A 13,028-nucleotide genomic window follows, 5' to 3' on the forward strand; every position below is an offset into this window, starting at 1 on the left:
GAGGTAGGTCTTGTTGGCGATCAGCGGCGCCGCACCCTTGTAGGCGGTGACTCCGACGTCTTCGAACACGAAGGCGCCGAGCAGGAAGTTCTCCTCCGAGGCGTAGACGTCGAAGGTGCCGCCGGCCGGGATGAGACCGGCCGCCGCGGCCGCCGCACTGAACGCCGCGTTGATGTCGATCGCCGGGCGGGCCACCGCCGCAGAACCGAGGGCGGTGCGCAGGAACGCGACGTGCGCCTTCTCGTCGGCCGCGATCTCCTCCGCATACGCCTTGATCTTCGGGCTCTTGAACGGAACAGTCTTGCCACCCGACACGCCCCCCGGCGTGCCCTTTCCGGTGATCATGCTGTTCGGCAGCCCGGCTCCGGTGGTGGCCCGCAGGTAGAACTCCGCCTCGAGGTACTCGAGGTTCAGAGCGAAGTTGAGGATGGACGCGTCGCTGACGCCCGCCGCCGAAGCGGCTCCGACGGCCCCGGCGCCCGCCGCCGGCAGCACAACGGATGCTCCGACTCCCGCCGCCGCGATCCCCGCCGCCGCGAAGAGCTTGCGACGGTCGAACTCGGTCTCGGCACTTCGGGTGATCGCATCCGCTAGGAATTTCTTCTCGAACATAGTGCGCGTTCTCCATCTTCATCGAGGCGAGCTGGGTGAGGTGATCGTCACCATACAGTCGTCGAAACCGGGGTGAACAGCCGCTGCAAGTGCCTCATCTGTCCCACCAGTCACATGCACAACATCCGCACCACTGGCCCCTTGCGTGTATCCAGATAACGACGACATCACGATTCCGGCACTCTCAGCCCATTTACGGCGTCTGTGAGCGGCAGGTAGCTTGAGCACACCGCCGGCCCCACGCACGGGGCGACGACGCTCTCTTCCCGGGGGTGATCGGCGGTCACCATCAGAGTTGGAGCACCGATGCACAGCACTTCTCCGTCTTCCCGCCGACACCGTTCGAGGCTCGCCGCTCTCGGCGTCGCCCTCGGCGTTCTGGCCCTGCCTTTCGTGGGCGCGACCACGGCCTACGCGGCCGCGGACACCTTCACGGTGACGAGCCCCACCCCGGGGCAGACCGACGTTCCCGAGGCGTTCCCGAACACCGCGGTGGTCGATGGGACCGGCCTCACCGACGGCAACCACGTCGACGTGCAGTACGTCACCGGGGACGGAACCCTGCACACCGCGATCTACGCCGACACCACGGGTGCCGACGAATGGTCGGTGATCGCCAACTTCGACCTGCTCGGCGTCGGCGAGACGACCGTGGTCGCCACGGTCTCGGAGCTGACTCCGGATGACACGGTGGTGGTGACCGTTCCGCTCACGTTCAGCCTCGCCGTGGCCCCGAACCCGGCCGATCCGTTCACGGTCACCTCCCCCGAGGTGGGCGAGGTGGTCGCCACGGCCACCCCCGACTTCACCGGCACCGCGACGCCCGGCACCCAGATCGTGGTGCTCTACGGCGCCCGCTCCGGCTCCACCGCCGAGGCCGGCACCGCGACGGTGGAGGCCGACGGCACCTACACCGTGCCGACCGACTTCAGCCGCCTCGAGCCGGGGTCGCTGGGCACCGGAGCCGACGTGTACAACTTCGACTCCGAGGGTCAGCCGATCCCCGGCATCGACCGCCTCGCGGTGTTCTTCACCTTCGAGTCCGCACCGGTTCCGCTCATCCCGCTCGCCCTCGCGGTCGACCCCGCGTCGAGCACCGTGTCGGCGGCGACCAGCACCGGTGTCGCGCTGACCGCGGCGGGCTTCAGCCCGAACGAGGAGCTCACGCTCTCGATCGTCGACGCCGCCGGAACGGCGATCGTGCCGGTCGACCTGCCGCTGAACATCTACGCGAACGACGAAGACGGCAGCTATGCCGGAACCGTCGTGCTCCCGGCCGGCACCACCGCGGGCGACTACACCGTGACGCTGACGGGCGTGCGCAGCGAGCGCACCGTCTCGGCGGGCTTCGCCGTGGTGGCCGACCCGGTGACGCCGGTGAACCCGGTCACGCCGGGCGACCCCGGAACCGCCGGTAACGGCGACGGCCGTCTGGCAGCCACCGGCCTCGACGGCGGCGGGTTCCTCGGGCTCGGCGCACTGCTGCTGCTCGCCGGCGCCGCGGCCGTGATCGTGCGCCGCCGGGTGAGCAAGGCCTAGGCCGACCCCCGCGCTTAGCGCGGAGCCCGACCCGCGAAGGCGGATTGAGAGAACTCCTCTCAATCCGCCTTCGCCGTCTGCTCCGAACAACCTTCATGGCCGACCACACCGATCCGGTACGCCTCGCGTGCCGTTTCATGCAGGCGAACGCTCACCTCGACATCGGACTGAGCGAGATCGCCCAAGCCGCCCGATTGTCCAGCCGCGGCCTCCAGCACGCGTTCAAGAGGCAGCTCGGGATGTCGCCGCTGGCCTACCTGCGAACGGTGCGGCTCGCCCGTGCCCACAATGAACTGCGCGCGAGTAGCCCCGGCGAGAAGGCCACGGTGAACGAGATCGCCCGGCGATGGCACTTCACCCATCTCTCCCGCTTCGCCGCGCACTACCAGGAGAAGTACGGGCACTACCCCGCGGAGACGCTCCGCGAGTGCGGGTAGGCCTTTTCCCCCGCGAGACCGTTCAGACGCGCGCGGCGAGGGCCTCCGCGTAGAACTCCGCGGGGTCGTTCGCGAGCGAGGCCTTCACCAGGCGCGCCCAGTCGTCGGCCAGCACCTCGATCGCTCCGGCCTCCACGCCGTCGAGGGCTGCCGCGGCGACCGCGCGCGGGTCGATCATGGGTCCGTCGTAGCCGGCCATCATGTCGGTGTCGGCGGCGCCGAGGTGCACGCCCTGCACGAGGGTTCCCTGGCCGGCGAGCTCGAGGCGCACTCCGTTGGTCATGGCCCACTCGGCCGCCTTCGCCACGCTGTAGCCGTTCGCACCCAGGGTCGAGAACCACGACAGGGCCGAGTGGATGTCGACGATCGCTCCCCCGCCGTTCGCGCCGAGCACGGGCGCGAACGCACGGATCACCCCGAGCGTGCCGAAGAAGTGGGTGTCCAGCTCGAGGCGGAGCTTCTCGAGATCGCCCTCTCCCAAGAGGTTGGCTCCGGTGGTGATGCCGGCGTTGTTGATCAGCAGGGTGACGTCGGTGGCGTGCGCCGCAGCATCCGTCACCGTCTGCGCGTCGAGCAGATCCAGGCGCAGCACCTCGACGCGGGTGTCGGTGAACTCGCCTTCGGCCACCTGATCGGGGCGGCGGACGGCCGCGTAGACCTTCGCCGCGCCGCGCTCGAGCAGCTCGTCGACGAAGCGGCGGCCGATGCCGCGGTTCGCTCCGGTGACCAGCGCGACGGATCCTTCGATGTTCATGGGTTTCCTTTCCCGGTGGGGCGACCGCGGTCGCGGGCGCCATCCGTGGACTAGGCTAAAACCTCACGTTGACGTCAAGGGCAAGTTCTGCCCGCTCGCCGACAGCGAACACGAAAGGATGCCTGTGGACGAGATGCGGATCGGCGACCTGGCTTCGCGCGCACAGGTGAGCACGCGCGCGCTGCGGTACTACGAAGAGCAGGGCATCCTGCACTCCGAGCGCACGCCGAGCGGGCAGCGCGTGTACAGCGAATCCGCCGTCGATCGGGTGCGCCTCATCCAGCACCTGTTCTCGGCGGGGCTCGCGAGCCGCACGATCGCACTCATCCTCCCCTGCGTCGACACCGGCCACGCCTCGCCGGAGATGCTCGTCAGCCTGCACACCGAGCGCGACCGCATCACGACCGTCATCGCCGACCTGCAGGAGGCGCAGCGGCGCCTCGACCAGGTGATCGAACTCACCGAGCACTCGACTCCCGAGCAGTGCGCCCGCGTGCGCGATGCCGCCGGCCGTACGAGCGCGCTGGCCGGCGCCGGCGCCCCGGCGTAGCGCCCACGACCTTCACCGTGGTCGACCCGTGGGGCTATCGCTGGAGCTTCTGGGAGGGCGAGGCCGGCTCGCCCTGACCTATCCGACTACGCGCAGCGGCGGCGGCGTGAGCCTCGGGGCCGCCGGCAACTCTCCGTGCGTCGTGGAGGCGCGGAACGCGTCGGTCGCGAGGGCGGCGAAGCGGCGGGCCGCCGCCTCACGCGCCAGCGCCGGCACCGAGGCCAGGCCACGGCCGGCCTGCAGCACGAGCACGAGGTCTTCGATCGCGAAGTCCGCCCGCAGGCCGCCGGCCTCCTTCGCCCGCTCGGTGAGGCCCCCGAGGCGGCGGAGGAGGGTCGCGCGGTGCGCCCCGAAGGAGTCGGCGCCCGGGTTCGCCGCGAGGTAGGCCTGCACGAAGCCGTGGTTGCGGCCGTTCAGCAGCGTGATGCGCTCGATGACCGCACAGAATCCGCGCCACGGATCGGGGTCGGCGCATCCGTCGTCGACGATCTGCGTGCAGGAACGCAACTCGTCGGCGAACGCCGCGTCGATCAGCAGCTGCTTCGTGGGAAACCGGCGGTAGAGGGTGGCGGGACCGACCTGCGCGCGTCGCGCGATCTGCCGCATCGTCACGTCGATTCCCTGCTCGGCGAACAGGGCGCGCGCCGCTTCGAGCACCCGCTCGCGATTCTCGAGCGCGTCTGCACGCAGCATCTGAGGCACTGTCTCGGGCATGTCTCTCGTTTCGCCGAAGTGGACGGCGGCGTCCATTAGCGTCTCCAGCGTAGTCGGCCGCGATCACCGTGTGGCCCGATGACCGCGATGAAGGAGAGACGATGCGAGCAGTGCAGATCCGCCGGTTCGGAGACCCGAGCGGCCTGGAGGTGACCGAGGTGCCGGACGCCATGGCCGGGCCGGGTCAGGTGGTCATCGCCGTGGAGACGATCGGGGTGGGCGGGGTCGACGCCGTCATCCGGCGGGGAACGCTCGGAGGCTTCGGTTTTCGCGAAGGACTGATCCCCGGCAGCGAGGTCGCCGGCGTGGTCGAGGCGGTCGGCGAGGGTGTCGACGGCGGCTGGATCGGCCGGCGGGTCTGGGGGTTCACCGGAACCGGTGGCGCCTACGCCGAGCGGGCCGTCGCGAGGCTGGACGACATCACGGCGTTGCCCGCCGGCCTGTCGGCCGTCGACGCGGTCGCCGTGGGCAGTTCCGCGCCCGTCGCGCGGTTCGCGCTCGCCCACGCGCACTTCTCAGCCGGGGAATCCGTGCTCGTGCGCGGTGCCGCCGGTAGCATCGGCATCGCGGCGGTGGAGCTCGCCGCGACCGCAGGCGCAAGCACGGTGGCCGTGACCACGTCGTCGACCGAGCGCGGCCGACGGCTGCAGAAGCTCGGAGCCACGCTGGTGCTCGACCGGAACGGCGAAGCGCCGGCCGACGCGGAGACGGATGCCGCAGCATCCGATTTCGACGTCGTCATCGACATCGTGGGCGGGCCGGAGCTCCCCGGCTTCCTCGACCAGCTGGCCCCGAACGGGCGACTGGTCAGCGTGGGCGTGGTGGCCGGGATGCCGCCCGCCGACTTCGGCATGCGGCTGCTGCAGTCGTTCCAGAGGTCGCGCTCCTTCGCCACGTTCAGCCTCGACACCGTGCCGATCGCCGACCGGAACACCGCGCGCGCCGAACTCCTCGCGGCGACCGCGCGAGGCGAGCTGCACGCGGTCGTGCACGACGTGTTGTCGTTGACCGCCGCAGCCGACGCCCACCGCGCCATGGACCGCGGCGAGGTGTTCGGCCGGATCGTGCTGACGACCGAGCCCTGAGCGGGGCACGCGCGCAAGCGGGGCCGGCGCCGGCGCCTCAGCTGCGGTGGGCGATGACCTCGCGGAAGTCCTTGGCGCCGGCGCGGACGGCCTCGGCGATCTGCGTCTTGTGTTCGTCGGTGAGGCGGTAGTCGGGGGCCACCACAGTGAGCGCTCCGGCCGAGATGCCGTTCGTGCGCACGCTGGCGGCCGCCGCCCAGACGCCGCGGTCGACCTCACCGGCGCTCTCGGCGTAGCCGGAGGCGCGCAGGGGCTCGAGGTCGAGCTCGAGCTTCTTCTTCTCCTGCTTCGACAGGGTCGACCCCAGACGGTTGAAGTACTGGGTGAGCTTCGCCGAGGTGAGCTCGCTCAGCAGCAGCTTGGCCGCCGCACCGCCGTAGAGGGGCATCAGGTTGCCGGGCTGGAACGAGATCGAGATCGGATGATCCGACTCCGCGATCGCCAGGCACACCGCCGAATCGTTGACCCGGCGCAGGTACAACGCCGTCTCGCCCGTCTCCTCCGTCATCCGGTTCAGGATCGGCTGCACCTGGGCCCGGAAGTCGATCGTCGTCTCCGCGGCCCGCGACAGGCGCAGGATCTGCGGCGAGAGCACGAAGCGGCCCTTCTCGCGCTCCTCGATCAGGTCGAGCTCCCGCAGCAGCGAGATGTAGCGATAGGCGCTCGGCACCGAGATGTCGTGCTTCTCGAGCACGTTGTCGACCGTGAGCTCCGGCGTGTTCTCGCTGAACTCGAGCAGGATCTGCAAGGCCCGGCGCGCACTGTCGACACCCTTGGTGCGCTGCGGCTCGGCGGCGGGTTCGCCTGCGTCGGTGATGTCGTGGTCGCTGATGTCGGTCATGGTCGGCTCCGCTCTATCGTAAGGGCCTGTTCGCACGGGGCGTGTTCCCGACGTGCTGGCGCGCCACAGCTGTCGTCATCGCGCTCCGCGAGTGTACGGCGTTCCGAGCGCGGGCGGCACGACGGAACTCCGGGCGAACACGATCAGCATCACGATCACGATCAGGAACGGCAGCATCTTGATGATGTCCGCCGGCACCGTGAAGCCGATCACCTGCAGCGCCGGCCCGATCGCCACCGCCAGTCCGTAGATCAGCGAGGTGATCATCACCACCAGGATGCGACCGCGCGAGAGCATCGTGATGACGATCGCGATGAAGCCGAGTCCGTTGGTGAGGAACGGACTGAACGTGGCCGTGGTCAGCAGCGCCAGGTAGGCGCCGCCGAGGCCGACGAGCCCACCGCTCAGCAGAACCGCGATCGACCGGGTGCGCATCACACTGCCGCCCGCCGCATCCAGCGACGACGGCTTCTGGCCCGCCGACCGCGTCGACAGACCCCAGTTGGTGCGGGCCAGCGCGAAGGCGAGGCCGAGCGCCAGCAGGATGCAGATCCAGAAGATGCCCGACTGCTGGAACAGCGCCGGCCCGATCACGGGGATGTCGGACAGGCCCGGGATGGGCAGTTTCGGCTGCGCCCCCAGGCTCGCGGGCGACTTCGTGTAGTTCTGCAGGTAGAGCACACTCGTGATGCCCTCGCCGATCAGCGTGATGGCCAGACCGATGACGATCTGATTCAGGCCCAGCCACACGTTCAGCACGAGCATGGCGAGGTTCGCGACCACGCCCCCGATGGCCCCGCCGAGCATCCCGAGCCAGAAGCTGCCCGTGGTGAGGGTCACCACGAAGGCGGTGTAGGCGCCGACCAGCATCACACCCTCGATACCGAGGTTCAGGATGCCGGCCTGCTCGCCGATCGTCTCCCCCACCGCGGCGAGCAGCAGGGGCATCGCCTGCGCGATGACGGTGGCGATGAAGACCGTGATGAAGGCGGCGGACAGCATGTCGCTCATGCCGAGTTCCTCTCGGAGGCGCGGCGGAAGGGCTGCAGCACGGTGCGCTTCAGACCCGGGGGAAGGTAGCTCTGGCCGAGCCGGCGGCGATCGCCGATGTACTCGGTGATGGTCATGAACAGCAGGATGAGGCCCACGATCACCAGCAGGAAGTCGACGTTCAGCCCCGCTTGCTGCGCGGCCAGCGTGCCGCCGGTGGCGAGCACGGCGTAGAACGCCACGAAGGGGATGGCGGCCACCGGCCGGAAGCGTGCCAGGAACACCAGCGGCATCACGGCGTCGCCGTACCGCGGATCCCAGTCGGCCCGCTGGTAGCTGAACTGCCCGAGGATGTCGACCGAACCGGCGAACGCGATCAGTCCGCTGGAGAGCGCGAAGAGCAGGATGACCATCCAGGTGGAGTTCAACCCCACGTGCCGGGCTGCTTTGGGGCTCGCCCCGAAGATGTCGACCCGCAGCCCGAACGAGGTGCGGCTGAACACGTACTGCGCCACGACGGCCAGCACGATGGCGATCACGAAGCCGATGTGGATCTCGGTGCCCGGGATGTAGGGCAGCAGATCGCTGTCGGGGATGACGGCGGTCTGCGGCGTCGAGGTGCCCGGATCCTTGAACACGCCCTTGATCAGCAGGTTCACCACGCCCACGGCGATGAACGACATCACCAGCGAGGTGATGATCTCGTTCGTGCCGTAGCGTGCCTTGAGGATGGCCGGGATGAGCGACCACACCGCTCCGGTGAGCACCGCCACGACGAAGATGACGAGGGTGGCGAGAAAGGCCGGCATCACGTCGAACAGGATCGGCCCGAGACCCGAGGCCACGACCGCGCCGAGCAGGTACTGGCCGTTGTAGCCGAGGTTCCAGAGCTGGCCGCGGAAGGCGACGATCAGGCCGACGGCCACGATCAGCAGGGGCGCCATCAGCGAGAGGCTGCGCTGCCAGTTGCTGCCGGTGATGCCGTACTTCCACACTCCCGCGAAGAACTCGAGCGGGCTGGCGCCGATGGCGAGCATCACCAGGCCCGACACGATGAGCGCCAGGAGAACCGGCACCACCGAGCGGATGAAGCCCTGCGCGAATCGCTGGGCGGCGCCGGCCTGATTCGAGCCGGGGAGGTTCGGCGTGACCGGGGTCTTGAGGTCTGCAGTCGTCATCAGTCGGTGCCTTCGATCGCGCCGGTCATGTAGTGGCCCACTTTCTCTGCCGTTCCGGCTCCGTCGTTCACGACGCCGCCGACGAGGCTGCCGCGCGAGATGACCTCGATGCGGTGCGAGAGCTCGATCAGCTCGTCGAGGTCGGTGGAGAGCAACAGCACCGAGCCGCCCTGGGCGGCGAACTCGATCAGGATCTCGCGCACGAGGTGCACGGTCTTCAGGTCGAGCCCGTAGGTGGGCTTGTTCACCACCACCAGGCGGGCGCCGTTGGTGAGCTCGCGGGCCAGGAGGATCTTCTGGATGTTGCCTCCGGAGAGGGTGCCGGCGCGCGTGGCGGCCGACGGGGTGCGGATGCCGTACTCGTCGATCAGGCGCGTGGCCTCGGCGTCGACGGCCTTCTGCTGGATGCGGCCGGCCTTCCAGAACGGCTTCTGCCCGATCCGCTTGATCACGAGGTTGAGCGCCACCGACATCGAGCCGACCGTGCCCTCGTGCAGCCGGTCGTCGGTGACGTAGCGCACGCCGAGCTGCTGCCGGCCGCGCACGCCCGAGCGGGTGATGTCGACTCCGTCGAACAGCACGGTTCCGGAGACGGCCGAGCGCTGCCCGGCAACCACCTCGGCGAGGGCGGCCTGGCCGTGGCCGTCGATGCCCGCGATGCCGAGGATCTCGCCCTCGTGCACCGTCAGCGTGACGTCCTCGGCCTCGATGTCGCGGCCTCCCGCGCGGCTGGTGACGCCGCGCAGTTCCAGCCGCACCGGCCGGGTCTCGAAATCGATGGCGCGGGTCTCGCGCGTGGCCTCGGTGGCGCCGGCGAGTTCCGCGGCCTCCTCGAGGTCGGCGGCCGTGGGGTCGCTGCCCGCCGCACCGAGGTCGTCGCCGAACATCGCGGACAGGATCGCATCCTGAGCCTGCTTCTCGCTGTAGGAGGCGAGCTCGTCGACGCCGATGTGCCCCACATTGCGGCCACCGCGCAGGATGGTGACGCAGTCGCCCATCGCATAGGCCTCGCGGAGCTTGTGGGTGATCAGCACGACGGCCAGGCCCTGGGCCTTCACCCGCGCGATGCTCTCGCCGAGGTGCTCGATGGCCTGGGGGGTGAGCATGGAGGTGGGCTCGTCGAGCACGAGCAGCCGGCTTCCCTTCCACATCGCCTTGGCGATCTCGACCTGCTGCTGCTGGCCGAGGCCGAGGTCGGAGGTGAGAGCGTGCGGGTCGATCTGCACGCCGAGCAGGTCGGCGAGCTCTTCGAGGCGCTCGGCCGCCTGCTTCTTGTTCTGCAGCACGCCGGTGTCGCCGAGCATGAGGTTCTCGAGCACGGTGAACGCCGGTACCAGGGTGGAGTGCTGGTGCACCACGCCGATGCCGTAGTCGACGGCCACCTTGGGCGAGGAGATGTCGACGGTCTTGCCGCCGATGGCGATGCTGCCCGAGTCGGGCTGCTGCATACCGGCGAGGATGCTGATCAGGGTCGACTTGCCGGCCCCGTTCTCGCCGAGCAGGCAGTGCACCTGCCCGCCGACGATGTCGAGCGACACGCGGTCGTTGGCGATGACGCCGGGAAACGCCTTCGTGATGTCTCTCAGGGAGATGACGTCAGTCGTGGCCGTTGTCGTCACGGGAGCTCCTTGGCTGGTGGCGTACGGGGTGAGACGGGCCGGAGGACCGGCGGGGTTCGAGGAGAGAGCCGGTGCCGCAGGCGGGGGGGCTGCGGCACCGACTCCGTCTGGATCAGACGCGGTGGATCAGGCGCCCTTGGCGGCGATCACGGCGGCGACCTCGGCGGCCGAGGTGGCGATCGTGGGAACGATCGAGCCGTCGATGATGCCCTGCTTGGCCTTCTCGACCGCGGCCTCGATCTCCGGGGTCATCTGGTCGGTCTCCTGCAGGTACATGCCGCCGTTCTCGACGTCGACCGGGTAGGTCACGGTGCCGAAGGTGCCGGCGTCGACGTCTTTGATAGCCTGCACGTAGGCGGGCTCGTAGTTCCAGCGCACCGAGGTGAGCAGCTTGCTCGGGTCGCTGAGACCGGGGGTGACGTCGCCGATGTCGGCGATGTACTTCACGCCGGAGGAGGCATCGATCGCCTGGAGGTAGCCGTGCGTGGCACCGTCACCCATGCCGAACACGACGTCGGCACCGGAGGCGATGATCTGCTCGGTGGCCGTCTTGCCGCCGGCGGCGTCGGCGTAGGCCGCCGGGCCGACCGAGGTGTAGAGCACCTGGATGCTCGGGTCGACGCTGAAGACGCCCTCGGCGAAGCCGGACGACATGGCGAACCAGTTCGCGTTGTCGGCCGAGAGCACGAGGCCGACCTTCTTCGAGGTGGTCGACATGGCGGCGGCGACTCCGGCGAGGTATCCGCCCTCCTGGCCCTCGGGCTTGGCGGCGGCGATCTGGCCGGGCACGTTCTCGTCGGCGCCGGCATCCTGGATCAGGATCGGCACCTTCTTGGCGGCCGCGGCGCTGGCCGCTCCCACGTTGTAGCCGGAGGCGTGGGCCACGATGAACTGCGCTCCCCCGTCGGCCACCTGGTTCAGCACGGTCTCGATGTTGTCGTAGCCGGCATCCGGAACGATCGTGACGTCGATGCCGAGCTCTTCGGCGGCACCGTTGGCCGCATCGATGCCGGCCTGGTTGTAGCCGAAGTCGGACTCGTTCTCGGGCGCGACCAGGGCGAACTGGGTGACCTCGGTGGTACCGGCCGACGAGGTCTCGGTTCCGCTGGAATCATCTCCTCCACGGCCCGACGAGCAGGCGGCGAGGCTGAAGGCGAGCGCACCGGACACGGTGAGCACCGCCAGACGGGTTGCAGTGCGGCGAGAAGTGCCGCTGGTGATTCTGTTCATTGCCGAGATCTTCCTCTCAGGGTGAATGGGCCCCCGGGTTTGAGTGCTGCGGTGCAAAATTCTCTTACATTGTGCAGGGGTAGCGATACGATATGAGAATTAACAACGGATGCCAAGCCTGAAATTCAGTTGTTACACGCTCGAAACACGCCCGGTCGACGATGTCCGGAGGAGGTTGTCCCCATGAAACGCTGGACCCCTACGGTGCTTTTCGCCGCGCTCGCCCTCGCGCTCACCTCGTGTGCCGGCGCACCCGCGTTGTCACAACAGGATGCGGAGGCACTCGAGACGCTCGCCCAGGTCGCCGGTCCGACATCGAATGTCGATCCGGCTGCGATCACCAGCACGGAGTGCTGGTTGCCCTCCGATCATCTCATCGACGACGAGAGCGTGAGCGATACGACTTGGCGCGTCCTCTGCCGTGCCCATTACACCGACTCCAGCGGCGAGCGCTATCAGGACGCCACCTGCGTCGGTGACTTCGACGCCCAGCCGATGCTCGACCACTGCTACCGCTGGGCCTACTACTCGGGCATGCCCAGCTTCGAGGACTTCCCCGGAGTCACCGCCCCCTGAGCGCCCGCCGGAGGGGTGCCCGTGTTTCCGGTTCGTTAAGTCGGCACCGGATGCTTGACACCGCTCTTTTTCTTCTCATAACGTGATCGACAATTAGCGTCGGATGATAATTCAGACAGTCCCCGAGGAAAGCGAGCATCACATGACGGACCCGAAGGTCTATCTGCTGGACGGAGGCACGCTCGTCATCGACGAATCCGACGTGCACTGGCACATCAACGCCGGCAACCCGGTGCGCTTTCCGGTGTACAGCGTGCTGATCGAGCATCCGGACGCCCTGATCCTCTACGACACGGGCTTCGACCTCGACCACGTCAACGCCGTGCTGCCCTTCGAGCTGCCGCTGCAGACGCCCGAGCAGACGATCCCGGCGCAGTTGGCCGCCTGCGGCTTCACGCCCGACGATGTCGACATCGTGGTCAATTCGCACTTCCACTTCGACCACGTGGGCGGCAACAAGCACCTCACGAAGGCCACCACCCTGGTGCACAAAGAAGAGCTACGGCACGCCAAGGTGCCCGAGCCCTTCGAGCGCCTCGGCTACTCCGACCTCTCGTTCGACCACGCCGAGGTGTCGTACAAGCCGATCTCGGGCGACTACGAGATCGTCCCGGGCGTCTGGCTGTTCGAGACCCCCGGCCACACCATCGGGCACTACTCCCTGCTGGTCGAGCTCGAGAACGAGCGCAACATGCTGTTCTGCGGCGACGCGGCCTACACGCACACCACCCTCGAAAAGGAGTGGATCGCGGGCTTCCACCTCGACCCCACGAAGTCGGTCGAGGCGATCCGCCGCCTGAACTACCTGGCGCGCACCAAGAACGCCGACATCTACCCCTCGCACGAGCTGGCCTCGTTCGAGACCTGGAACCTCGCACCCGCGTACTACGGAGGAAACTGACC

At 68.7% G+C, this 13,028-nt stretch carries 14 protein-coding genes; 6 read left to right on the top strand and 8 right to left on the bottom strand.

All coding sequences use genetic code 11. From position 1 onward, the window contains the following. On the bottom strand, positions 1–612 hold a 612-nt coding region (locus tag Q0D75_RS12745), incomplete at its 3' end, for a ferritin-like domain-containing protein (RefSeq protein WP_291053978.1). A 306-nt stretch (positions 613–918) separates the two neighbouring features. On the opposite strand from Q0D75_RS12745, the gene Q0D75_RS12750 reads away from it, so the two are divergent. Next, a complete protein-coding gene (locus Q0D75_RS12750) occupies positions 919–2,151 on the top strand; it encodes a hypothetical protein (RefSeq protein ID WP_291053981.1) in 1,233 nt (410 codons plus the stop codon). A gap of 95 nt (positions 2,152–2,246) precedes the next feature. Beyond that, complete coding sequence (locus tag Q0D75_RS12755; RefSeq protein WP_291053983.1) at positions 2,247–2,588, top strand: helix-turn-helix transcriptional regulator; 342 nt, start codon at positions 2,247–2,249, stop codon at positions 2,586–2,588. Between the two features lie 22 nt (positions 2,589–2,610). Here the strand turns inward: Q0D75_RS12755 and Q0D75_RS12760 are convergent, their stop codons facing one another. Then, positions 2,611–3,342: an SDR family oxidoreductase gene (locus tag Q0D75_RS12760; RefSeq protein ID WP_291053985.1), complete on the bottom strand. Its 732-nt coding sequence runs from the start codon at positions 3,340–3,342 to the stop codon at positions 2,611–2,613. 133 nt (positions 3,343–3,475) lie between these two features. Here Q0D75_RS12760 and Q0D75_RS12765 point away from each other — a divergent pair, with 133 nt between their 5' ends. Further along, complete coding sequence (locus Q0D75_RS12765; protein WP_291054079.1) at positions 3,476–3,892, top strand: MerR family transcriptional regulator; 417 nt, start codon at positions 3,476–3,478, stop codon at positions 3,890–3,892. A gap of 78 nt (positions 3,893–3,970) precedes the next feature. Here the strand turns inward: Q0D75_RS12765 and Q0D75_RS12770 are convergent, their stop codons facing one another. Continuing rightward, positions 3,971–4,585, bottom strand: a complete 615-nt coding sequence (locus Q0D75_RS12770; RefSeq protein ID WP_291053987.1) for a helix-turn-helix domain-containing protein — start codon at positions 4,583–4,585, stop codon at positions 3,971–3,973. Between the two features lie 122 nt (positions 4,586–4,707). Between Q0D75_RS12770 and Q0D75_RS12775 the strand changes: the two genes are divergently transcribed. Beyond that, positions 4,708–5,691 carry a zinc-binding dehydrogenase gene (locus tag Q0D75_RS12775; protein ID WP_291053989.1) on the top strand — a complete coding sequence of 328 codons (984 nt, stop codon included), beginning with the start codon at positions 4,708–4,710 and terminating at the stop codon, positions 5,689–5,691. 37 nt (positions 5,692–5,728) lie between these two features. Here the strand turns inward: Q0D75_RS12775 and Q0D75_RS12780 are convergent, their stop codons facing one another. The 5 genes from Q0D75_RS12780 to Q0D75_RS12800 form a co-directional block, all read right to left on the bottom strand. Next, entirely contained in the window at positions 5,729–6,532 is an 804-nt protein-coding gene (locus tag Q0D75_RS12780; protein WP_291053991.1) for an IclR family transcriptional regulator C-terminal domain-containing protein, read from the bottom strand. A gap of 75 nt (positions 6,533–6,607) precedes the next feature. Further along, on the bottom strand, positions 6,608–7,543 hold the full coding sequence (locus tag Q0D75_RS12785; protein WP_291053993.1) for an ABC transporter permease: 936 nt from the start codon (positions 7,541–7,543) through the stop codon (positions 6,608–6,610). Beyond that, entirely contained in the window at positions 7,540–8,700 is a 1,161-nt protein-coding gene (locus Q0D75_RS12790) for an ABC transporter permease (RefSeq protein WP_291053995.1), read from the bottom strand. Before Q0D75_RS12790 ends, Q0D75_RS12785 begins: the two co-directional genes overlap by 4 nt. Continuing rightward, positions 8,700–10,319, bottom strand: a complete 1,620-nt coding sequence (locus tag Q0D75_RS12795; RefSeq protein ID WP_291053997.1) for an ABC transporter ATP-binding protein — start codon at positions 10,317–10,319, stop codon at positions 8,700–8,702. Before Q0D75_RS12795 ends, Q0D75_RS12790 begins: the two co-directional genes overlap by 1 nt. A gap of 126 nt (positions 10,320–10,445) precedes the next feature. After that, positions 10,446–11,549 carry a BMP family ABC transporter substrate-binding protein gene (locus Q0D75_RS12800; protein ID WP_291053999.1) on the bottom strand — a complete coding sequence of 368 codons (1,104 nt, stop codon included), beginning with the start codon at positions 11,547–11,549 and terminating at the stop codon, positions 10,446–10,448. A 183-nt stretch (positions 11,550–11,732) separates the two neighbouring features. Here Q0D75_RS12800 and Q0D75_RS12805 point away from each other — a divergent pair, with 183 nt between their 5' ends. Next, positions 11,733–12,125: a hypothetical protein gene (locus Q0D75_RS12805; protein WP_291054001.1), complete on the top strand. Its 393-nt coding sequence runs from the start codon at positions 11,733–11,735 to the stop codon at positions 12,123–12,125. A gap of 142 nt (positions 12,126–12,267) precedes the next feature. Then, positions 12,268–13,026 carry an N-acyl homoserine lactonase family protein gene (locus Q0D75_RS12810; protein WP_291054003.1) on the top strand — a complete coding sequence of 253 codons (759 nt, stop codon included), beginning with the start codon at positions 12,268–12,270 and terminating at the stop codon, positions 13,024–13,026. Positions 13,027–13,028: the final 2 nt, after the last annotated feature.

The sequence above is a fragment of the Herbiconiux sp. genome (assembly GCF_023264855.1).
GTDB lineage: Bacteria > Actinomycetota > Actinomycetes > Actinomycetales > Microbacteriaceae > Herbiconiux.

Coding starts and splice junctions, on each gene's coding strand:
- Q0D75_RS12750 (WP_291053981.1), top strand. CDS start 919: ATGCACAGCACTTCTCCGTCTTCCCGCCGACACCGTTCGAGGCTCGCC.
- Q0D75_RS12755 (WP_291053983.1), top strand. CDS start 2,247: ATGGCCGACCACACCGATCCGGTACGCCTCGCGTGCCGTTTCATGCAG.
- Q0D75_RS12760 (WP_291053985.1), bottom strand. CDS start 3,342: ATGAACATCGAAGGATCCGTCGCGCTGGTCACCGGAGCGAACCGCGGC.
- Q0D75_RS12765 (WP_291054079.1), top strand. CDS start 3,476: ATGCGGATCGGCGACCTGGCTTCGCGCGCACAGGTGAGCACGCGCGCG.
- Q0D75_RS12770 (WP_291053987.1), bottom strand. CDS start 4,585: ATGCTGCGTGCAGACGCGCTCGAGAATCGCGAGCGGGTGCTCGAAGCG.
- Q0D75_RS12775 (WP_291053989.1), top strand. CDS start 4,708: ATGCGAGCAGTGCAGATCCGCCGGTTCGGAGACCCGAGCGGCCTGGAG.
- Q0D75_RS12780 (WP_291053991.1), bottom strand. CDS start 6,532: ATGACCGACATCAGCGACCACGACATCACCGACGCAGGCGAACCCGCC.
- Q0D75_RS12785 (WP_291053993.1), bottom strand. CDS start 7,543: ATGAGCGACATGCTGTCCGCCGCCTTCATCACGGTCTTCATCGCCACC.
- Q0D75_RS12790 (WP_291053995.1), bottom strand. CDS start 8,700: ATGACGACTGCAGACCTCAAGACCCCGGTCACGCCGAACCTCCCCGGC.
- Q0D75_RS12800 (WP_291053999.1), bottom strand. CDS start 11,549: ATGAACAGAATCACCAGCGGCACTTCTCGCCGCACTGCAACCCGTCTG.
- Q0D75_RS12805 (WP_291054001.1), top strand. CDS start 11,733: ATGAAACGCTGGACCCCTACGGTGCTTTTCGCCGCGCTCGCCCTCGCG.
- Q0D75_RS12810 (WP_291054003.1), top strand. CDS start 12,268: ATGACGGACCCGAAGGTCTATCTGCTGGACGGAGGCACGCTCGTCATC.